Genomic DNA, 21,461 nt, shown 5'->3' with positions numbered 1-21,461 from the left:
GCAAAAATAACATTCAAATACGAATTTGAAACTTCTTAAGAGCTCTATTTTACTAATTTCTGTCATTTTATTAACACATGCTGTTGGTAAAGCAAACGCATTTTCTAACTTTTCATTGCAACAGGTAATTCAACAAGACACAACTAAAAAGGATACCACTAAAAAAGTTGCGCCGAACAACAGTAGTCTCGATCAGAAGGTAGAGTATAAAGCTGACGATTCCATCAGGATGAATAAAGCTAAGAATATCATTTACTTATATGGAAATGCCCGTGTAATTTATGGTGATTTTGAATTAGATGCTGCCTATATTAAATATGACCAAAAGAACAATACTATCTTTGCGAGTGGGGTGAAAGACCCGAAGTCAGGAAAATATTCAGGAAGGCCAATTTTCAAATCCGGTGCAGAAGGCACTGCAATTGCCGATTCAATTTTTTATAATTCTACCACTACACGCGCTAAAGTTTATGGTGTATTTTCGGAGCAGGAGGGCGGATTCTTTTCCGGAGGGCAGAGTAAAAAGCAGATAGACGACGAACTTCACGTTAAAAATGTAATGTACAGTACCTGTAATTTGCCTCATCCACATTTTGGTTTAATGATATCAAAGGGAGTAGTGACGGAAAAGCAGATTATCACAGGTCCGGTATACTTAATTTTTGAAGATGTACCTACCTTTTTCGGTTTGCCATTTGCGTTTTTCCCCAAACCAAATAAACGAACGTCGGGCTTTATCTTACCTACGCCCGGGGAGGATGCAACAAGAGGATTCTTCTTACAGCAGGGAGGGTATTATCTTGGTTTGAATGACTATTGGGATGCCAAGCTTCTAGGTTCCATATACACCAATGGTTCTTATGAAACCAGTATATTGAGTAATTACACTAAAAGATATAAATACAGCGGCAACATTAATCTGGCCTACGCCAGCTTTAAAGACGGACTGGAAGGCACGGAGGCCTTTGCCAATCCAACCAAAAACTTCAGCATCAACTGGAGCCATAATCAGAATGCAAACGCGAATCCAGGTACTACTTTTAGTGCCTCGGTAAGGCTGGTTTCAACAGGGCGTAACAGTTATTATAAAAATACGGCGGCAGGAACGACATATGACCAGGCAGCAATTGCAACAGCGACTACTTCAAGTAGCATTAATTACGCAAAATCGTATGCAAATGGGATGAACTATTCGGTAGGAGCATCTACCGATCAGACGATTAGTACCGGTGCTATTTCAATCCGACTGCCAGAAGTTACATTCAACGTTCCGACCTTTAATCCTTTTGATTCAAAAAAACGGGTAGGCGATCAAAAATGGTATCAGAAAATCACCGTTGGATATAGTTTACAGGGAACAAATAAGATAGATACGTACGACAGTTTGCTTTTTAGCAACGACGGATTGAAAAGACTGCGGAGTGGTGTATCGCATAGTATTCCGGTGAACATGTCATTTACTGCTTTAAAGTACCTGAACTTTAGTTTAGGAGGAACCTATAATGAGGTTTGGAACTTTCAACATATTGAAAGAAAGTACACTTCCTTTGCAGATGGGACGTACACTTCCCGACAAGATACTTTAAGCGGTTTCAAACGTGCGGGAAGTTATAACCTGTCAACCAGTCTTTCTACAAAAATATACGGGCGCCGTGACTTTAACCCGGCCGGGAAGATACAGGCCATGAGGCATGTGATGACACCAAGTGTGTCGCTCAGTTATTCGCCTGACTTTACGCAACCTGGTACCGGACCTTATTTGCCTGCGATAGATCAATCCGGTAATCAGATTAGAACAAATGGTTTACCACTGACTTATTCTATCTTTGAAGGTATGGCCCAACCGGGTTCATTTGGGAGTAAAAACGCCTCTATCGGTTTTAGTCTCGACAATACTGTAGAGTTGAAAGTAAAATCGAAAAATGATACTACGGGTACTGGTTCAAAAAAGATTCCGATTATACAAGGGCTTAGCTTTAGCGGTTCTTACAACTTTCTTGCAACTTCGTACAAATTATCAACAATAGGCTTCAGCGGTCGTTCTCAGTTTACTGATAAACTTGGTATCAACTATAGTGGTACTTTGGATCCATATGCATTGGGACCAGATACCTTAGGCACGGGTTTACTGATCAGGAGGGATCGCTATTTCTTTCAGGCAGGGAAATTTCTTCCACGTCTGGCAAATTTCGGTTTCTCGTTTGATTATAGCCTGAACCCGGAAGCTTTAAAGCGAAAAAATGAAGCCAATGATAAATTGGGAGATGCGGCAAATAAAAAGGGACTAAACGATATTCAATCCGAACAACTGGCTGCCATTAGCCGGGATCCAAACGCTTTTGTGGATTTTAATATTCCATGGAATTTCTCGTTCTCTTATAGTTTCCAATACAGTAATGACGGAAATACAACCACATTATCGAATACACTGAATTTTAACGGGGATTTAAATCTTACACCAAAGTGGAAGGTGACCTTTAATTCGGGATATGACTTCAAACAAAGTGCCTTAACGCCTATGAACCTTGCTATTTACCGGGATTTACATTGCTGGGATATGAGTGTTAACTGGGTGCCTTACGGTGCTTACAAAAGTTACTCGGTAACGATAAAAGTTAAAGCTTCTATTTTGCAGGATTTAAAACTGAGCAAAAGACAAGGTTTCTACAGTACCTTACAATAATTTATGCTAGCCGAAATTATAACCATTGGCGATGAAATACTCATAGGCCAGATTGTAGACACAAATTCTGCCTGGATGGCTCATCAGCTGAATTTAATTGGTGTATCTGTTAAACAGGTAACATCAGTGTCTGACGATGAACAGCACATTCTGCAAACTTTAGCAGATGCTGAAAAGCGTGCAGACATTATTCTGATTACTGGTGGCCTGGGCCCGACAAAAGATGATATTACCAAAAAGACCCTGGCAAAGTATTTTGGGATGGGTTTCCGACGTGACGAAGGGGCCATGGAAATGGTAACCTCTATATTCAAAAAATACAACCGGCCGCTTTTGGATATCAATGCGCAGCAAGCAGATGTTCCGGATGGCTGCGAAGTTATTGTAAATAGAAATGGAACAGCACCGTGCATGTGGTTTGAAGAAAACGATAAAATTTTCGTTTCGATGCCCGGGGTTCCGTATGAGATGATGTATCTGATGGACGATGAAATTCTGCCCAGGATTAAATCGAGATTTAAGTTGCCATTTATTGTTCATAAAACCATTCTTACGGCTAATATCGGTGAGTCATTCCTTGCCAAAGAAATTGAGGATATTGAGGATGCTTTACCGGTGCACATTAAGCTTGCTTATCTGCCAAAATTGGGGCAGGTGCGGTTACGTTTATCTGCAAAAGGTGATCCAGAAGCCATTTTAATAGCTGAAGTTGAGTTTTATGCCCAACAAATCATGACCAGGGTAAGGAAGTATGTAGTTGCAGATGAGGATATCCCTTTGGAAAAAGCCATCATTAATATAATGAAGCATGAAGGTTTAACCTTATCAACAGCAGAGAGCTGTACGGGTGGCTACATTGCGCATCTGATCACCCAGCATCCTGGCTGTTCATCGGTTTTCTGGGGCGGGGCAGTAGCCTATGCTTATGAGCTGAAAGAATCAATTTTAGGTGTTAAACAAAGTACTCTTGATACTTTCGGTGCGGTTAGTGAAGAAACGGTTACCGAAATGGCGGAAGGGGCTATTAAACAATTTAAAACAGATTATTCGATCGCCGTAAGTGGAATTGCGGGGCCAGATGGGGGTACAGATGACAAACCTGTTGGAACGGTTTGGATTGCAGTTTCATCAAAAGATAAAACAATTGCTAAAGTGTTTAATTTCAGCAATAAACGCACTCAGAATATCGAGCGTTCGGCTTCTTCGGCTTTGGCAATGCTATTAAATCTACTTAAAGAAGACTTACACAAAGAATAAAAACTGTATTTTTACAGCCTTACCAATACCAAATACTGTAATTTAATATGGCTCAATACGAATTATTGTTACCAAAAATGGGTGAAAGTGTTGCAGAGGCAACTGTAATTAAATGGGTAAAGCAAATCGGCGATTCTATTGATTTAGATGACACCATTCTGGAAATTGCTACCGATAAGGTAGACTCAGAAGTTCCATCGCCTGTTGCCGGTAAATTGGTAAAACAATTATTTAATGAAAATGATGTAGCACAGGTAGGCGAGGTGATTGCAGTTATAGAAACAGACGGACCTGAATCAGTTAATGAAGAGGTCCCTGCAGAGCAGACTCCTGACATTGAGGAAAAAACTGAACCCATACCAGGTATTGCACAATTACCGGCTGCTGAAGAGGAGGCTACACCAGCTGACTTTACATCATCTGAAAGATTTTATTCACCCTTAGTTAAAAGTATTGCTTTACAGGAAAATATTCCGGTGGCAGAACTTGATACTATAACGGGTTCTGGTGCTGATGGCAGATTAAATAAAGATGATTTATTGAATTATATTGCCAGCAGGAATAGTGATAAGCCTGTCCTTTCTGCTACAGTTGTAATGCAGCCTCCTGTACCGCCTGTAGCTGATAAAGCAGATCCGGCTCAAACACCCGCACCTGGCAAAGCATCAACTACGTCAGTGTCAGGAGGAGATGAAATCATTGAAATGGACAGGATGCGTAAACTGATTGCCGATCATATGGTGATGAGTAAAACCACTTCTCCGCACGTCACCTCATTTGTTGAAGCCGATGTAACCAACATGGTTTTATGGCGTAACAAAGTAAAAAACAGTTTCGAGAAGCGTGAAAATGAAAAGATTACTTTTACACCCATTTTCGTTGAAGCAGTTGCCAGGGCTATAAAGGACTTTCCTATGGTTAATGTATCTGTTAATGGAACTCAGATCATTAAAAAGCGCGATATTAATATCGGTATTGCGGCTGCCTTACCAAGTGGTAATTTGATTGTGCCTGTTATCAGAAATGCAGATCAGCTTAATCTGATAGGGTTGACCAAAGCAGTAAATGACCTTGCAGGCAGGGCACGCAATTCTAAACTAAAACCAGATGAGACACAAGGCGGCACATTTACTTTAACAAATGTGGGATCTTTTGGAAATATCATGGGTACACCGATAATTAACCAGCCTCAGGTGGCTATTCTGGCTGTTGGTGCCATTAAAAAGAAGCCTGCGGTACTGGAAACTGAACAGGGCGATGTGATTGCAATCCGACATATGATGTTCCTTTCGTTATCTTATGATCACAGGGTAGTAGACGGATCGCTGGGAGGAATGTTTGTACGTAGGGTAGCAGATTATCTGGAAGCGTGGGACATCAACAGGGAGATTTAATCAAATCTCTGTTAAACTTCGACAACCTGATTTGGGGTTACGGCAAAAATTTGCTCATTTGTTTTAGGGTAGATATTATACAGACCAGTGAAAGTACTAAAGGCAGGGAGCACAGCGTAGCTGCTACCAAAATAGAAACAAGGAAACTTTAGTTTTTGTTTAGCCTTACCCACAACGGTGACGCCGGGATGGATGTGTCCGCTTATCGGGTATAATTCTTCTTCGGTACACATCGGTGCATCATGGATAAAACAAAATGGACCCAGGCAGTAGCTTGGCTCATGAATATCAATCTGCATTAAAGCATAGTCTGCATTCGCCAAACGATCATGGTTTCCTTTGACCAGTAAGAAATTCACATCGCGGTATTGTCTTCTCCATTCAGAGAATTCATCAATATCACTATTCAAACCATGATGAAACATATCACCGTTAATCAGCAAGGTAGCAGGTTTATAACTCTCAATAAGTAAGCCTAATCGAAACAGGTCATTTTGAGCAATAGTTGAAGGTACCTGTACGCCCGCAGAGCGAAAATGGGCAGATTTACCGAGGTGCAGATCGCTGATGGCTAAAAGTTGATGCTGGGGTAAATATAAAGCCCTTTCTTTGTCTAAAATCAGTTCTTCACCGTGGCTTATAATGGTCATTAATTAGATTTATATATTATTTAAACTTTTCAGACTCTGCTTTCATTCTGACAATTCTTTGTTCCAATTCTTCTGAGCTCATGTTTTCACGTAAACTGTCTACCTTAATTGGGAATGATAGCGGGGTAAAACTTTTAGGATGTGTAATAATGATCGTAGCATTCTGAATCCGCTCGAGTGCCGAAGCCAAACGAGGCTCTTCCAGTTGCTGATAAAATACTTCATCGTAAGCCTGCCGCAAAAGTAAATTATGTTTATCATAATCACTAAAAACATTAAAAAACAAACCTGCCGATGACTGGAGGTGTTTGTTGGCTACATATTTCCCCGGATACCCTTGAAACACCAAGCCTGAAATACAGGCGATATCGCGGAATTTTCGCCTGGCCATTTCTGTGGAATTTATGCTCAGGGTAATATCTTCTGTAAGATTTCTTGGGGAAAACACATCATAGGCGATAGCATCGTCCATTGGGATTTCAATGTCGCTTAAAAGTTCGAACCCATAATCATTCATGGCTATAGAAAAACTTATAGGCAAGAGTTTACTTAGCCGGTATGCCACCAGGGCCGCGAGCACCTCGTGTACCAGACGTCCTTCGAACGGATAGGCAAACAAATGGAAGCCCTCCTTATTGTTGATCAGTTCGATGAGTAATTCATCATTGCGTGGCACGTGCGAACGTTTTTCCTGTAATAAGAATAAGGGATAAACCGAATCCAGTTCCTCATCCTGATGGGTTTTATCTAATGCTTCATTATATTTTTTTCGTAATACAGAGCCCAGGTTAGAAGATAAGGGCAAACGTCCGCCATTCCAGCTCGGGGATATAGCATTTTTCTGTTTGCTCACCCTAACGATTACAGTCATGTCTTTTACCTGTACAAATTCGAGTACCCTCCCGGCAAGCCGAAAATTATCGCCTGCTTTTAAACGCGTAACAAAATATTCCTCAACCATACCAATGTAGCCTCCGGAGAGAAACTTTACTTTGAGCATGGCATCACTAACAATTGTGCCAATGTGCAACCGGTGTCGCATGGCCAGTTGCCGGCTTTTTACTTTCCAAAGTCCATCATCATCTTTGGTAACCTTTTTAAATTCATTGTAAGCGCTTAAACTATCGCCACCTGAAGTGATAAATTGCATCACCCATGTCCATTCTTCAGGTAGAATAAGCCTGAATGCATGTGTATTCCGGATCTCCTCATAAATCACTTTGTCGTCAAACCCATCACCAATGGCCAGGGTTACCAGATATTGTACCAGTGTATCGAAAGTCATGATAAATGGTTCGCGGCTTTCGATATTATTGGTTACGGCTGCTTCTTTAATGGCAGCTGCTTCTACCAGTTCTAAAGCATGTGTGGGTAAGAAGTATATTTTTGAAACTTCGTGAGGGGAGTGACCAGAACGACCGGCACGCTGAAGAAACCGGGCTACTCCTTTCGGCGAACCTACCTGCACAACCGTATCTACCGGTTTAAAATCGACACCCAGATCTAAAGATGATGTTGCAATAACAGCTTTAAGCGCTCCGGTGTGTAGCGCATCTTCAATCCAGTTGCGCAACTCGAAGTCGATAGAACCGTGGTGAATGGCAATTCGTCCTGCCAGCTCAGGCTCGAGATTGAGCAAATGCTGATACCACATTTCTGATTGCCCGCGGGTATTGATAAAAATTAACGTGGTTTTGCTTTTTTCAATAATCGGTAATAATTTGTAGGCAAGCTTTAAACCCAGATGCCCGGCCCAGGGTAATGTTTCAATATCATCAGGAAGGATTGATTTTATCTGGATTTTTTTTTCAAGATCGGCTTTTACAATAATCCGTTGGGCTGTAGTATCCGGCTCCAATACCTCTAAAGCTTCTTCTATATTTCCAATTGTTGCTGAAATTCCCCAAACCCTTAAAAACTGATTTTTTTCAAGTTTCTGCAGGCCTTTGATTCTCGATACGGCAAGTTCAACAAGTACACCACGTTTACTCCCCAATAGCTCGTGCCACTCATCAGCAACAATACATTTTAGATTTTTAAACAGTGTTGAGGATCCTTTTTGGGCCAGTAACAGATGTAAACTTTCAGGGGTAATCAATAAGATTTCGGGCATAGACTTTTTTTGCTGTACCTTTTCGGCCTGAGAAGTATCTCCGTTTCTTACTCCAACGTGCCAATCCAATTCAATTTCCAGCAATGTTTCCCGCATGGCCCTGGCAATATCTTTGGCCAGTGAACGGAGAGGGGTAATCCAGATCAGTTGAAGCCGGTCTTTCGCCTTCTTATTGCTGGCTTCAGAAGCATTTAAGGCTTCTATCACTACAGCCAGAAACAAAGAGAACGTTTTACCGAAACCAGTTGGCGCATTTACCAGTCCGCTGTAGCCGTTGAGATAATTCTGCCAGGCATCTTCCTGAAATTTAAACGGTTTACGACCATTGGCTTTAAGCCACTGCTTAACTGTTTTATAGCCTTTGGTTTTCGTTTGATCCATATACGGGAAGAAATTTATTGATATTTATTAATCTTATTGTAATTGTGAGGGGTGAGGATGGAGATTATAATGTGGATTCCAGCAATTGCCTCAAGTCTTCCAATGTATTGATCTCGGCAGCTTTTTTATCTTTTCTCCAACGCAAAATTCTCGGAAAGCGAAGTGCTAATCCGGCTTTATGACGCTTACTTTCTGCGATCCCTTCAAATGCAATTTCGAAAACCAGTTCAGGCTTAACGGTTCTAACCGGACCGAATTTTTCGATTGCATTTTTGGTTACAAAGGAATTGACCTCCTTAATTTCTTTATCTGTTAAGCCTGAATATGCTTTTGCTATGGTAACCAGATTTTCCCCATCGCGCACAGCGAAAGTGTAATCAGTAAAGAAATTTGCCCTGCGGCCGCTCCCTTTCTGAGCATAAATCATTACTGCATCAACGGTATAGGGATTTACCTTCCATTTCCACCAATCGCCACGCTTACGGCCACTGTGATAATGGGAGCTTAATTTTTTAAGCATAATTCCCTCGCTATTGATCTCGCGTGATGTTTTCCTTTGCTCTGCTAATTCATCCCAGTTCTTACAGGATATCACCGGTGAGAGAATCACTGCACTTTCTGCTAAGCTGCCAATTAGCTGTTCCAGAATTTTTCTTCTTTCACTAAGGGGCTGTTCCCGGAAATCAACAGTTTCATATTCCAGGATATCATAAACAAAAAAGCCTATTGGCGCTTCTTCCAATTGTTTTTTACTAATGCTTTTTCTGTTTAAACGTTGCTGTAAGGTACTGAATGATAAGACCTGTTTATCCTGTACGGCGAGTATCTCTCCGTCCAGAACCACTCCATCGGGTAAAACATCTGTTAGAAAGTGCAATTCAGGAAACTGTTCAGTAACCAGCTCTTCACCTCTCGACCATATAAATAACTCGCCATTACGTTTTACAATTTGTCCCCTTATGCCGTCCCATTTCCATTCTGCCTGCCAATCGGAAATATCACCTAGTTTTTCGGGTTCTTGCTCTAAAGCATAGGCTAAACAAAAAGGGTAGGGCCAGGAATTATCTGTATTTACATGAACTCCATTAATAAGCTCGCTGAAAGTAATTTCATATGGGTTCCATTTGCCCATGATGCTATGCATGATTTGTGCGCTATCCAGATTGCTTTGTTTTGCCAGGGCATTTACCAGCATTTTATTTGACACGCCAATCCTGAAATTTCCTGAGATTAATTTATTGAAGATGAACCTTTCCTGGGTTTCGAGTGTGTTCCAGGCATTTAAGATAAATGCTTTTTTTGCTTCATCATCTTTTCCCTCCAGATCATGCAAATCTTCAATCCATTTATGCAATTGAAAATCGGATGTATTTTCAGCAGGAGGCAGGAGTAAAGCAATTGTCTCGCTTAAGTCGCCAACATTGGAATAACTTTCGGAGAATAGCCATTCGGGCGTTTGTGTGATTTCAATTGCCCAATATTTTATCAATGCAGATTTAATTGGTCGCCGGGGTTTCTTCCCCGTGAACAAGGCAATGACCCATATCTTATCTTTATCGTCAGCATAATTGAAGTAGTCTACCAATGCTGCGATTTTATCGTTGGTTTTATTGCTCAGTTCGAGCTGCTGGATGAGTTTTGCAAAACGCTTCATATCTTTGTATTTTCGCTTTGCGCCGCCATGTCGGCCTTATTTTCTTCATCATCTTCCTGGCCAAATTTAGTCATGACTTCTTCTGACTCTATACCGTTATCATTTAAATAACGGCTGAATGCTGCTGTAAAGCCATGTGTGACGTAAACTTTTTCTGCTCCTGTTGCGTCAATTGCCGCTATCAAGCCGGTCCAGTCGGCATGGTCGCTCAATGCAAATCCGGCATCGGCACTTTGCCAGCGGCGGTGTGCGCGGACTTGCATCCAACCCGAACAAATTCCGGTAACAGCATGAGACAGGTTCTTAATCCAGCGGCTATCCCTCATAGCCGGAGGCACAATTACAATTCCCTTTTGCAATTCATCTTTGGTTGTTTCGGGTGTAATCCGTATGGTTTGAGGCAAATTTACACCTGCATCAATAATGACCTCATTCAGGTTAGCAATACTGTTATGAACGTAAATAGGTACATTCCCCGAGAGGTTTTTAATTAAGCGTTGAGCTTTCCCTAAGCTATAAGCGATGAGTACACTGGTTTTCTGCTGGTGAATGTTATCGGTTACCCAGCTTTTGATTTTATCAAATACGATGTCTTGTTTCTGCCATTTATAAACAGGTAATCCAAAGGTACTTTCAGAAACAAATGAATGGCATTTTACAGGTTCAAAAAGATCACTGATTCCATCGTCTTCGGTTTTATAATCTCCTGAAATTACACAGACTTCTCCTTTATACTCTAACCTCACCTGTGCAGAACCGATAATATGTCCGGCAGGGTAAAAGGATATATTTACACCATTTCTAACAATACTTTCTCCATAGTTGAGGGTTTCTACCTGCAACTCTTCACTAATACGGCGTTTAATAATTGGTTTCGTAAGTGTATGGCATAAATAATGCTTATTGCCGAAGCGTACATGGTCGCTATGGCCGTGAGTTGTTACGGCATAATCTACAGGCCACCAGGGATCTACATAGAAATCGCCTTGCTTGCAATAAATGCCTCTTTTGGTAAACTCGATTAATGCCATGAGTAGTAAACAATGAAATAGAGGATAAGTTTTAGGAGTATATCGGCTAATAAGCCGATAAAGTGAATTATCGGTTAATTAGCCGATAAATCGAAATATCGGGTAAATAGCCGATAAATTAAAATATCGGGTAATTAGCCGATAATTGTTTGAAATGTAATTTAAAAATTAGATATTGTACTATGATTTGTATTATTACAGGCGATATTATTGGGTCAAGAAAGATTAAAGATAGCTGGCTGGCTAATTTAAAAGCTGCTCTTAAAGTAGTTTCGGAGCAGAGTAGCAAATGGGAAATTTACCGTGGCGATAGCTTCCAGTTAGAAGTTGAGCCTGAAAATGCCATTAAAGTTGCTGCTTATTTGAAGGCTTGTATCAGAATAGATAAGCCAGCTGATGTTAGAATGGGAATTGGAATTGGCAAGGTTAGCAGCAAGCGCAGGAAACTTTCGGAATCTAGCGGCGAAGCGTTTATTAATTCGGGTACTGCTTTTGATAGTTTAAAGCAGGCTAAAGTTAACCTGGCCATAAAAACTTATTTTTCTGATTTCGATGAAGAGATAAATGTTTTGATTAAACTGTCATTAATTGCGATGGATAGCTGGGGAATTGTGGCAGCAGAAATGGTAAAACTGGCATTGGAAAATGAAAATACGGTACAAAGTGGCCTGGCAGCTATTTCCGGGCGAACACAGTCGTCGGTTAGTGAAGCATTAAAACGTGCACATTATTCTGAGTTGATGGAGATGAATGAATTATACCGTAAAAAACTGAAAAACTTAATTCTAAATCATGGAAATCTACCTGGTTAAACTTATCCTGGCCCACTTAATTGGTGATTTCTTTCTGCAACCCAGTACCTGGGTGAAAGATAAGGAAGAAAAGAAATTCAAATCGGGAAAACTATACCTGCATGTATTAGTGCATGTGGTGCTAATTTTTATTGTTTTTCTGAGCTTTAGTATTTGGAAAGCAGCGCTTATTCTCGGAATTATTCATCTTATTATTGATGCTTTGAAATCAGTATTGCAGACACGGAGCAACGCCAGGCTATTATTTTTTACAGATCAGGTTTTGCACATCAGCTCCATCGTTCTGGTTTGGCACCTTGCTTATAAAGGCAGTGTAAATGTCAGTTTTCTGAATGATGTGAGAACCTGGATTGTACTGTCGGGCTTACTTTTCTTGACGATGCCTACGTCCATTATTATGAAAGTAATTATCGCCCGATGGTTGCCTGAAAGTAATGATGAAAGTCCGAAATCATTAGAAAATGCGGGAAAATATATTGGCATCCTGGAACGAGCTTTAATTTTCATTTTCATTCTGACGAATCATTTTGAAGCTGTAGGTTTTTTACTTGCTGCCAAATCTATTTTTCGTTTTGGTGATTTAAAGGAAGCGCATGATTTAAAGCTAACAGAGTATGTACTTATCGGCACATTACTGAGTTTTGGAATTGCAATCGTAGTGAGTTTCTTTAGTCAGATTCTGATTATATGAAAAAGGCAGCCCAGGAGCTGCCTTTTAAAAAAAAATTATCTTGCCCCCGGAGGACAATTCTCTTTTAAGAATTTGGTATATGTTAATGATAAATGTTCGCTTGTACCTTCGCCTTCAGATATACTGTGTGTGCGGTTAGGGTAACTCATTAACTGAAAAACCTTTTTATTTTTAATTAACTCGTTGATTAACATTTCGGCATTCTGGTAATGAACATTATCATCACCTGTACCGTGGATATACAATAAATTTCCCTTTAAATTTTTAGCGTAAGTAACAGGAGAACCCTTGATATAAGCTTCTTTGCTTGGGAAAGGAGTGCCCATATAACGTTCCTGATAAACATTATCATACGTTAACTGGTTACCTACAGCTGCGATGGCAATTCCTGTTTTATAAATCTCCGGATACTGGAACATCAGGTTTAGCGTAGAAGATCCTCCGCCACTCCATCCCCAAACCGCTACACGGTCTTTATCCATAAAGCTATTTGTTGCAAGTAATTTTTTAGCAGCCATCGCCTGATCGCGGATATTGATTACACCTATATTTTTATAAATGCCTTTTCTCCATGCAGCACCTTTAGGCACAGGTGCGCCACGGTTGTCCATAGAAATATAAATATAGCCATCCTTTGCCATATCGCCTGCATAGAGCCCGTTTCTACCTGCTCCGTAAGTATCTGATGCTGTAGGCGAAGCCGGTTCTCCATAAACATAAAATACAACCGGATACTTTTTATCCGGATTAAAATTATCCGGCTTTTTCATCCAGCCATCTAATTCGATACCATCTTCGGTAGTTACTTTAAAAAATTCCACTTTATTCTTAGCGGCTTCCTGTTTAGATAGCTGTGTGGTAATACTTCCATCCATAGTGAAAGGATTACCTGTGGTAAAGTTCATCCATTCGGTTACCGGACGTACTGTGGAGCTATTGTAAGTATGACGTGCAAATGCTGCGTTAGGAGAAATATCGTAACTATGTGTACCAGGAAGTAGAATAGAAGGGGTAACCTGTTCTAATTTTCCTTTGCCATCCAGTTTAGTTTTGTACAAATAACGCTGAGTAGCATTGGTAGGCGAGGCAATGAAATACACGTAGTTATTTTTATCGTCGATTAATTTAACTTCAACCACATCGTAGTTGCCTTTTGTTATTAATGTTTCTTTCTTACCATCGCGGCTAATTCTATATAAATGGTTCCATCCATCCTTATCAGATAAAATGGTGAACTCTTTATTGTCATTTAACCATTTCCACTCATCCTGAGCGTCGATCCATGCTTTAGCCTTTTCGGTATGTAAAGTTTTTGCCGTTCCTGTAGCAGCATCACAAATAAAAACAACACTTTCATTCTGCTCACGGTTTAATTGCTGAAGAATGATTTCGTTACTACCGGGTACCCATTGCATGCGTGGGATATAATGCTGAATATTATCACCTGGCACATTCAGCCATTTAGTTTTTGCAGAAGCAATGTCGACCACACCAACTTTACAAGCAGAAGGATTTTCACCGACCTTTGGATATTCAACTGGTATGGTATAAGGATAAATAGAGTCTGTGTTGTTAATCATTAAAAAGTTTTTGATTTTGGTTGCGTCAATTTGCCAGTAGGCAATCGACTTACCATCAGGACTCCACCTGAAACCATCTCTGCAATCAAATTCTTCTTCATAAACCCAATCAAATGTCCCGTTAATCATGCGATCAGTGCCATCGTTTGTTAAGGCTTTCGCATCGCTGCCGTCGATATTTTCGACATAGAGGTTGTGTTTGCTTACGTAAGCCACCTTGCTGGCGTCAGGAGATAGTTTGGCAAACATGAGCGATGAAGCAGGTTTGCCTTTACCAATCTGTGTGATTTTGTTTGCTGTTAAATCAGCAATCCAGTAATCGCCTCTGGTGTCGTAACGCCAAACCTTTTTACTATTGGTATAAATCAGCGCCTTTGTACCATCAGCAGACAATTGAAAACTACGAACTGCGATAGCATTGTCTTTACCTGCAGGTGTTAAGAGCTTCCGGGAGATGACAGTTTTACGCTCATTTTTGGGCAAAGTAACCGACACAATTTCACCACCAGCTATCTGGTAATAAGAATTGCCATCTTTAGCCCAGTTTACGCCCTGAGCTTTTGCATCTGTTAATGAGCAAAAAGTAATGCAGGCGATTGATAGTTTAAATAATAGATTTTTTATCATAGAAAAATAAGTCATAAAAAAAGCTTTTTAACTTTTCGGCTAATTTAAATAAAATGCCGGCAGTTAAAAAGCCCTTAATTATCAGATAATAGTTATTTATTCTCCACCACCTTGCATGGCTTTTAACTCATCCATGGTCACGATATCATAACCTGCAGGAATTTCAGTTGATATTGCACCAACTTTTGCTTCAGAAAGGGATTTAAGAACCAGATCAGAACTTACACCATTGATTACAGCAGAATATTTTACCGGGAAAGCATTTAAACCTTTGAAAAAACCTGCACTGGTGATTGCTGAAATATCAACATCTTTAGTTGCCCATAATTCATGTGCACCACCTTTATCATCTTTGTAAGTATATTTCTCAGCGCTCAATCCGGCAATTGTTTGTTTTTCACCTGTTGCTTTGTAATCAGAATACTTCGGTAGTAATGCTTCCTGTGCTTCCGTATCAGACTTGCTAACTTTTACGGCAAATTGTTTTTGAGCAACGGGAACATCAATCAATAATAAACCTGTTTTATCGGCTGTGTTAGAGATAATGTTCACTAATGCTGGTCCGTTTTCTATTTCTAATTTAGTTAATGAACCATTGAACTTGGTTTTAACATCAGTAGTTGAGCCATTTGCGGTAACAGCAAAAACCAAAGTACCTTCGGTAACTTTCTTTTGGGCGTGTACAATAATAGCTGTACTTACTAGGATTAAAGCGACAACGCTAGTTTTGATTGATTTTAACATGTTTTTATTTTAAGTTAATGTAATTGATTACCAATGAATTTTTTCTTTATTGAGAAACGATTGAATTCCTTTTTTAAAATCTTCATGTTCTCTAACACGGGCATTTATCTGCACTGCAATTTCCAAACTTTTCTCAAAGAACGGATTTGTTGTCTGTGTAATCAGTTGTTTTGTAATCATTAAAGAATTTCCAGAACAATCGCTACACAAATCTAACGCAAATTCAGTAACTATATGACTGATTTCGGACGAACTTGTTACAAAATTTATCAATTTATAGTCAAGTGCCTGTGCAGCTGAAAGGATTCTCCCTGTAAGTAAGAGTTCTTTTGCAATAGTTTCATTCACTTTTTGTTTTAGAAAACATGAAACAATAGCGGGTACAAAACCTATTTTTACTTCAGTATATCCGAAACTACTCTCCGGCGTAGCGTATACAAAATCACAAATGGTTGCCAATCCACAACCGCCCGCGATTGCAGGGCCTTCTACTTGGGCAATTACAACTTTCGGAAGATAATAGATTGTTGTAAACAGTTTCCTCAAACGGTTAGAATCTGCTACGTTTTCTTCAAAAGTATTTTTTTGCAATTGTTGAAGGTAGTCCAGATCAGCACCGGCACTAAATGCTTTTCCATTCGCTTTTAGAATTACCACTTTGACATTATCATCTTCTGATGCACAAATGAAAGTTTCAGTTAATTCAGATATTAGGTCGGGGTTCAAGGCATTCCTCTTATCAGGTCTGTTGAGGGTAATGGTAGCAATTCTTTTATCTACACTGTACAAAACCAGATTTTCCATGGGTGAATGATTTGTATTATACTGTAATGCTCTTACTGGGTTAGATTAATCAAATATGCAGGATTTTTCTTTAAAACATGTAATGGAATGCCATAATTTTCGGCCATAGCATTGATTGCGATTATTTTGTAATCTTTGTTCGTTGCATCTAAAATGAGGGTGTTGTATTGAAGTTGTTTTGAAAGCGCATTAAGATTAAAGTTACTGTTTCCTGTTAACCACAGACAAGAAAACCTCTTGTTGCCCAGTATCTCCTTATTGTTCATGTGTTCGTCAATAATCATAATGCTATAGTTGTGAAAAATGATCTGATGGCTCTTCTGAATAAAAGATTGCTGTACAAAATCATCATTCAGTTTAACAAATTCGATTTTATTTACTTCACTTTGATCCAACGCAGGCTTGACTGAGGATAAATAGATTTTTTCGCTAGCCTTCAAATCAGTAATCAGTACTGCATGATGGCCATGTATAAAAGCGGCTGCATAGTTTTTTCTTAAAGAAAAGAATATGATCTTGTTTTGATGACTTATTTGCCATTCCCGGTAGGAGATCATTAAACTGTAGAGCAGATATAATATCATTCCGACAGTGAAGTTTTTTTTAGCGTATTTAGCCAAACCTAATACCATCAATACCAGAGCAGTGCTAAGTAAAATAAGCTCCGGTAGATTAATCCATATCGCTGAAAATGTAGCATATGGCAGATTTGACATCCATTTTAAACCGGCATTTGTTAAAACAATACACCATTCGAACAGAGGAGCGATCCATCTCATCCAAGGCATAAGAACGGCTAAACCCAAAATCATGATCAGGATTAATGGTATAGCGATAAACAGATTGGCAAGCAAAAAATACACTGGGAATTGATGAAAGTAATAGATAGTTAATGGAAAAGTAGCCAGTTGAGCAGATAAGGATAAAGCGATCAACTGCCAGATTTTGTCGACCCATTTGTTTTTTACATAAAGCCAATTATAAATTTTAGGTTGAAGGTAGATTAACCCTAAAACAGAAAGGTAGGATAGTTGAAAGCCAACATCCCAGATAAGAAAGGGATTGTAAACCAATTGACAAAATGCAGAAAAAGCCAGGGTGTTATATGCGTTTTTGCTTTTTGTAAAAGTTTTTGCAGTAATGAAAATACTAATCATTATGGACGAGCGTATCACTGAGGGTGAAAATCCGGTTATTAAGGCATAGGTCCAGATCAGCGTACATATCAGAATGAACTTCAGGACTTTTAGCCAGCGCTTTTTATCCAGAAACGCCAAAAGGAAATCAAGCATGAAAAAAATAATGGCTACGTGACTACCGGAAACGGAAAGCGCATGTATGGTGCCCGTTTTTGAATAGGCATTTAGTGTTTCGGTATCCAGGTCTGCACGAAAACCTAATATTAGTGTTGAAGCTACAGCAAACGCCTCTTTATTTTTAATCAGTTTACGATATTTTTCGATTTGCTGTTTCCTGATTTGCAAAGCCAGCCTGATTAAAGGGTTACCACAATTTCTACCGGTTTTTTCCAAATGATTCTGATCAACAAATGTTTGTTCATATATATTCTGTGTGGCAAGCCACCATTTAAAATCAAATTCTGCAGGATTACAAGGCGGTTCGACGGTTACATTCCTTGCGGAGATGATAAGTTCGTCACCATAATCCAATTGCATAGGATGAAGTGTATCAATCTTTAAAGCAACCATTAATCGCCCGCTGGCTTCGATTGGGTGATGAGATTGATATGCACAAGACACTTCAGCTTTGAATCTTAAAATATTACCTTTTCGCTGTGGCTCATCTTTCACCCAAATCCTGAGTATAGCAGAATTTTGATTCCCGAAATAATGCTGACGGATCTGTTCGTTATTTAATAAGCATAATAATCCACCAAAACTGAAGAAAAAAATCAAAAACAACATGCCTGTAAAGCCTTTGAAGCGATGTGCGTTAACCTTCCTGTAAATGATATTGAGCAGTAAGATTGTACTAAAAAGAGTCAAAGCACCACAAGCAAGGTATATACCAATTGTTATATCCGGAAAGAAATAAAACAGTGAGATTCCCAATACAAGAGGGAATAAGACCCTTACAAAAACATATTCTGCTTTGAACATTGATTAAAACCGATACCTTAACTGGATTTTTATCTCAGATTTCTTATTGCCCTGTATTTCATCGAGATATGTCCCTACGGTTTCGGTATTGCCATAAATGAAAATGGCATATCTTGTCCAGACATCTAACTTTTTGGCTAGCCTGTATCTTAAGTTCAAGTAGGACCTATACCCTTTTCCGCTATACATTCCGAAAGCGAAGTTATAAAGTACGTCATCCTCATAGGCATAAATTCTGCTATTATAGCTTGGGGTATTGAAATAAGCCAACCTGATATTTCCACTTAGTTTTGAGAGTGCTAAATAATTTATATCTTGATAAATTAGATAGCCCAATTCCCTACTGACATCGCCTTTTTTATACTGGGATACCTCGAACCGATTCTGAAAAGCCCAGTTTTTGCTAATCTGCCAACTGACCTCGAAACGGTAGCCCTCCTTCTTTACATTATCCAGAAAATTAACAGGAACTTCCAGATCTGTGTTCTGCTGTTTGGTTTCTGTTTTAAATCTCCATAGAAGTTTTAAGGTTTTGGCAGGCGAATAAACGGCTTGAACGAAGATTTCGTATCCGTTAGACGGTGCATCGATTCTGTATTTGAGCCATGGAAACCGAAAATAATCTGTATAAAGTGAAAAGCTCCAATGTTTGTTAGGGGCAATATTTAATCCAGTGTATAAACCTATTTCGTTTAGTGCTTCACTGGCTTCGGCTATACCCTGGTTAAAAAAGCTATGATAATCTTTTGAATAGTTACGATAACTTAAAGATGCCGACACAGTTGGTGAGATACTTAATAGAACCCCGTTAGTATAGGCGAATCCGCTATTCAAACTTTTCCCCGCTTCCCCGAATAAATACACATTCTTAAAAGTGTAATTGTAATAGACACCCAGATTTGTCAACTCATTACCAGTAAAGCTAAATTGATCATATGTGGCTGCCTGAGTAATGAAAGAATTACTGAAAGTTGTACGATAGCCAATAGCCCCAAAGGTAAGATCGTTTTTAGCATACTGTAGAACAGCTCCATATATTCGTTGACCTAAAGCATTATCATTTTCTATTTCCGTAGCCGTTCTATGCAGGCCTGTTTGATTTATTGTTGCCTGAACATCATTCCCGTCAGCATCAGTACTCTGACTAGCGTCAAGTTTTCGATAGGATAGGAATGGGGTGATTTCAACGTGTTGCGCAAGGGTTATTGTGGCTGAAATCCCTCTGAAGAATGAATACTCGTTAGCAGAGGAATAAGGGCGTAAACCTAAATCTTTTTTTGCTATACTGGTTACATCCGGACCTTTTCCGAATGAGAATCCAGACCAAAGGGTTAAGCCCTGACCAAATTGTAATGCATAGTCTCCTACGACAAGCTTTTTGAGGCTACCCAATTTGAAAGCTGATATATTTCCGGACAGAAAATCAAATGGTTTAGCTTTAAATTTCTCACCTGCATCTTTATCCAATGTTAGTGAGGCAGAAATTATAGAACCAAAGTGATAGCGATACCGGGTTTGAATTCTTTCTGGAGAGCCCAGGTAACGGTTTCCCGGTAAATCTTCGAAGCCTCTTTGCTTTTGCAAAGTTTGAGCAAAACGCATCACTAAATCACTCTCCCCAAGCTTGAAAAAGTCCCGAAACCTAAACTGCTCATATTCGCCAAATGAATTCAGGGTTACGAATGGCAATAAATTTTGAATTGTTTTGATGTCGAAACTGTTGATACTCTGAAGTTCCAGGACATCTGTTAATTTCCCGTTTTCTGTTATGTATGCGAAGAAATTGCTGATTTGTAATGGGGAGAGGAACACGAGTGCTTTCAATTCTTCCGGATTGGTTTGATTTAGGTTAATCGGATGATTCTTCAGCCTGGTTAAAACTACCGTGAGTTCATTCATATCATAATCGTCGGGAAGATTCTCGGCAACACTTTCTAAGATGTCGCTGATATTAGCCTCCTCTGTATTGCCTTGTGCTTTTGTAATAAAACCCGATAATACAAACGCAATGATTAAAAAACTAAAACGCATAACCCAATCCGATTTGAGGTTCATAACCCAGGTTGACATCATGAGCGGTTGCTATTTCAATATTTAGCTTATTGAAGTTTAAACCAAAACCAGCATACTGTTTAGCGGGCCTTACACTAAAACCGCCTCGTAAACTCAAGATCTTTATGATTTTATAGTCAAGTCCGAGACCGGCATCGGTTACCTGATGAATATATTTAGTGAAATATCCAGCTATTAAGACTTTATCCGATGCGAAGTAAGTTGCACCAACACTTATGGAAGTCGTGATAGCAGAAGATACTTGAGAATGAATAAATTTCTGCCCGGAGGGATTATTGATGCATGCGCCGAATGTAAATCTCCCTACTTCATAGAGCGCACCAACGTCGACAGAAAATGCAGATGTTGAACCATAATCTGGGATTTTAAGCTGGTGATAGTTTCCCTTAATGGCAATAGAAAGGTGCTGACCAAACTTTTTGCCGTATGCAAAAGTAGCCTTGCTTTGTGTATACTCACTAAAGCCATACTGCTGGTATCCTGCTCCAACAAAGTTTTTGCCAAGTGGAATCACAAAAACTACTGCCTGAGTACTGATCTCATTACTAAATAAATGTTTGATGTAGGTAACAGAAACGGAAGGTTTTTCAATATCTGTGATGGCTGAAGCGTTACCCTGTATGGCCCATACATCTTTTACAGAGGTTCCATTTCCGCCCATGGCGGTAAGATGTGGACCCAAAGTGTTTTGAGCTGACGAAGAAAAATGTAATAGGGAGACTAACAATGCATTCCATATTTTCATAAAAGGGCGTTAAACCAGTTAATAAAAAATAGGGTGATTGTATTAATTACTCTAATTTAGAATATTTATTTGAAAAACAACAAAAAGTATAAAAATTATGTC

Annotated in this window: 15 protein-coding genes; 5 read left to right on the top strand and 10 right to left on the bottom strand. The window is 39.4% G+C overall.

Annotated features, from left to right (window positions below; genetic code table 11):
• Window positions 1-25 precede the first annotated feature (25 nt).
• From AB669_RS03155 to AB669_RS03145, 3 genes are read left to right on the top strand one after another with little or no spacing between them, the layout of a single operon-like run.
• Window positions 26-2,683, top strand: a complete 2,658-nt coding sequence (locus AB669_RS03155; RefSeq protein ID WP_047797855.1) for a putative LPS assembly protein LptD — start codon at window positions 26-28, stop codon at window positions 2,681-2,683.
• A gap of 3 nt (window positions 2,684-2,686) precedes the next feature.
• Window positions 2,687-3,940 (top strand): competence/damage-inducible protein A, encoded by a 1,254-nt coding sequence (locus tag AB669_RS03150; protein ID WP_047797854.1) that lies wholly within the window; start codon window positions 2,687-2,689, stop codon window positions 3,938-3,940.
• Window positions 3,941-3,987: 47 nt separating this feature from the next.
• Entirely contained in the window at window positions 3,988-5,334 is a 1,347-nt protein-coding gene (locus tag AB669_RS03145) for a dihydrolipoamide acetyltransferase family protein (protein ID WP_047797853.1), read from the top strand.
• Between the two features lie 11 nt (window positions 5,335-5,345).
• Here AB669_RS03145 and pdeM read toward each other — a convergent pair whose 3' ends face one another.
• The 4 genes from pdeM to AB669_RS03125 form a co-directional block, all read right to left on the bottom strand.
• Complete coding sequence (gene pdeM, locus AB669_RS03140) at window positions 5,346-5,984, bottom strand: ligase-associated DNA damage response endonuclease PdeM (RefSeq protein ID WP_047797852.1); 639 nt, start codon at window positions 5,982-5,984, stop codon at window positions 5,346-5,348.
• Between the two features lie 16 nt (window positions 5,985-6,000).
• Window positions 6,001-8,478 (bottom strand): ligase-associated DNA damage response DEXH box helicase, encoded by a 2,478-nt coding sequence (locus AB669_RS03135; RefSeq protein WP_047797851.1) that lies wholly within the window; start codon window positions 8,476-8,478, stop codon window positions 6,001-6,003.
• Between the two features lie 64 nt (window positions 8,479-8,542).
• Window positions 8,543-10,132, bottom strand: a complete 1,590-nt coding sequence (locus AB669_RS03130; protein ID WP_047797850.1) for an ATP-dependent DNA ligase — start codon at window positions 10,130-10,132, stop codon at window positions 8,543-8,545.
• The gene (locus AB669_RS03125; protein WP_047797849.1) at window positions 10,129-11,163 is read right to left on the bottom strand and encodes a ligase-associated DNA damage response exonuclease; all 1,035 of its coding nucleotides are present in this window, start codon (window positions 11,161-11,163) and stop codon (window positions 10,129-10,131) included. Before AB669_RS03125 ends, AB669_RS03130 begins: the two co-directional genes overlap by 4 nt.
• A 182-nt stretch (window positions 11,164-11,345) precedes the next feature.
• Here AB669_RS03125 and AB669_RS03120 point away from each other — a divergent pair, with 182 nt between their 5' ends.
• A complete protein-coding gene (locus AB669_RS03120) occupies window positions 11,346-11,975 on the top strand; it encodes a SatD family protein (protein WP_047797848.1) in 630 nt (209 codons plus the stop codon).
• Window positions 11,956-12,666 (top strand): DUF3307 domain-containing protein, encoded by a 711-nt coding sequence (locus AB669_RS03115; RefSeq protein ID WP_047797847.1) that lies wholly within the window; start codon window positions 11,956-11,958, stop codon window positions 12,664-12,666. Before AB669_RS03120 ends, AB669_RS03115 begins: the two co-directional genes overlap by 20 nt.
• Before the next feature lie 35 nt (window positions 12,667-12,701).
• Here the strand turns inward: AB669_RS03115 and AB669_RS03110 are convergent, their stop codons facing one another.
• The 6 genes from AB669_RS03110 to AB669_RS03085 all read right to left on the bottom strand — a co-directional run bounded on the left by AB669_RS03110 (window position 12,702) and on the right by AB669_RS03085 (window position 21,359).
• On the bottom strand, window positions 12,702-14,873 hold the full coding sequence (locus AB669_RS03110; protein ID WP_082120585.1) for a S9 family peptidase: 2,172 nt from the start codon (window positions 14,871-14,873) through the stop codon (window positions 12,702-12,704).
• 96 nt (window positions 14,874-14,969) lie between these two features.
• Window positions 14,970-15,617 (bottom strand): DUF4412 domain-containing protein, encoded by a 648-nt coding sequence (locus AB669_RS03105; RefSeq protein ID WP_047797845.1) that lies wholly within the window; start codon window positions 15,615-15,617, stop codon window positions 14,970-14,972.
• A 27-nt stretch (window positions 15,618-15,644) separates the two neighbouring features.
• Entirely contained in the window at window positions 15,645-16,421 is a 777-nt protein-coding gene (locus AB669_RS03100; RefSeq protein ID WP_047797844.1) for an enoyl-CoA hydratase/isomerase family protein, read from the bottom strand.
• Window positions 16,422-16,453: 32 nt separating this feature from the next.
• Window positions 16,454-18,541, bottom strand: a complete 2,088-nt coding sequence (locus AB669_RS03095; RefSeq protein ID WP_047797843.1) for a ComEC/Rec2 family competence protein — start codon at window positions 18,539-18,541, stop codon at window positions 16,454-16,456.
• A 3-nt stretch (window positions 18,542-18,544) separates the two neighbouring features.
• Window positions 18,545-20,572: a helix-hairpin-helix domain-containing protein gene (locus AB669_RS03090; RefSeq protein WP_047798054.1), complete on the bottom strand. Its 2,028-nt coding sequence runs from the start codon at window positions 20,570-20,572 to the stop codon at window positions 18,545-18,547.
• Window positions 20,562-21,359, bottom strand: coding sequence for a hypothetical protein (locus AB669_RS03085; protein WP_156166640.1), 798 nt, complete (start codon window positions 21,357-21,359; stop codon window positions 20,562-20,564). Before AB669_RS03085 ends, AB669_RS03090 begins: the two co-directional genes overlap by 11 nt.
• Window positions 21,360-21,461 lie beyond the last annotated feature (102 nt).

Origin of the sequence: Pedobacter sp. BMA (assembly GCF_001027745.1) — a bacterium.
GTDB lineage: Bacteria > Bacteroidota > Bacteroidia > Sphingobacteriales > Sphingobacteriaceae > Pedobacter.
This window is presented reverse-complemented; position numbering and strand designations above follow the sequence as displayed.

Excerpts from the sequence above, each read along its gene's own strand:
- AB669_RS03150 (WP_047797854.1), top strand. The coding sequence starts at position 2,687 with ATGCTAGCCGAAATTATAACCATTGGCGATGAAATACTCATAGGCCAG.
- AB669_RS03145 (WP_047797853.1), top strand. The coding sequence starts at position 3,988 with ATGGCTCAATACGAATTATTGTTACCAAAAATGGGTGAAAGTGTTGCA.
- pdeM (WP_047797852.1), bottom strand. The coding sequence starts at position 5,984 with ATGACCATTATAAGCCACGGTGAAGAACTGATTTTAGACAAAGAAAGG.
- AB669_RS03135 (WP_047797851.1), bottom strand. The coding sequence starts at position 8,478 with ATGGATCAAACGAAAACCAAAGGCTATAAAACAGTTAAGCAGTGGCTT.
- AB669_RS03130 (WP_047797850.1), bottom strand. The coding sequence starts at position 10,132 with ATGAAGCGTTTTGCAAAACTCATCCAGCAGCTCGAACTGAGCAATAAA.
- AB669_RS03125 (WP_047797849.1), bottom strand. The coding sequence starts at position 11,163 with ATGGCATTAATCGAGTTTACCAAAAGAGGCATTTATTGCAAGCAAGGC.
- AB669_RS03120 (WP_047797848.1), top strand. The coding sequence starts at position 11,346 with ATGATTTGTATTATTACAGGCGATATTATTGGGTCAAGAAAGATTAAA.
- AB669_RS03115 (WP_047797847.1), top strand. The coding sequence starts at position 11,956 with ATGGAAATCTACCTGGTTAAACTTATCCTGGCCCACTTAATTGGTGAT.
- AB669_RS03110 (WP_082120585.1), bottom strand. The coding sequence starts at position 14,873 with ATGATAAAAAATCTATTATTTAAACTATCAATCGCCTGCATTACTTTT.
- AB669_RS03105 (WP_047797845.1), bottom strand. The coding sequence starts at position 15,617 with ATGTTAAAATCAATCAAAACTAGCGTTGTCGCTTTAATCCTAGTAAGT.
- AB669_RS03100 (WP_047797844.1), bottom strand. The coding sequence starts at position 16,421 with ATGGAAAATCTGGTTTTGTACAGTGTAGATAAAAGAATTGCTACCATT.
- AB669_RS03095 (WP_047797843.1), bottom strand. The coding sequence starts at position 18,541 with ATGTTCAAAGCAGAATATGTTTTTGTAAGGGTCTTATTCCCTCTTGTA.
- AB669_RS03090 (WP_047798054.1), bottom strand. The coding sequence starts at position 20,572 with ATGCGTTTTAGTTTTTTAATCATTGCGTTTGTATTATCGGGTTTTATT.
- AB669_RS03085 (WP_156166640.1), bottom strand. The coding sequence starts at position 21,359 with ATGAAAATATGGAATGCATTGTTAGTCTCCCTATTACATTTTTCTTCG.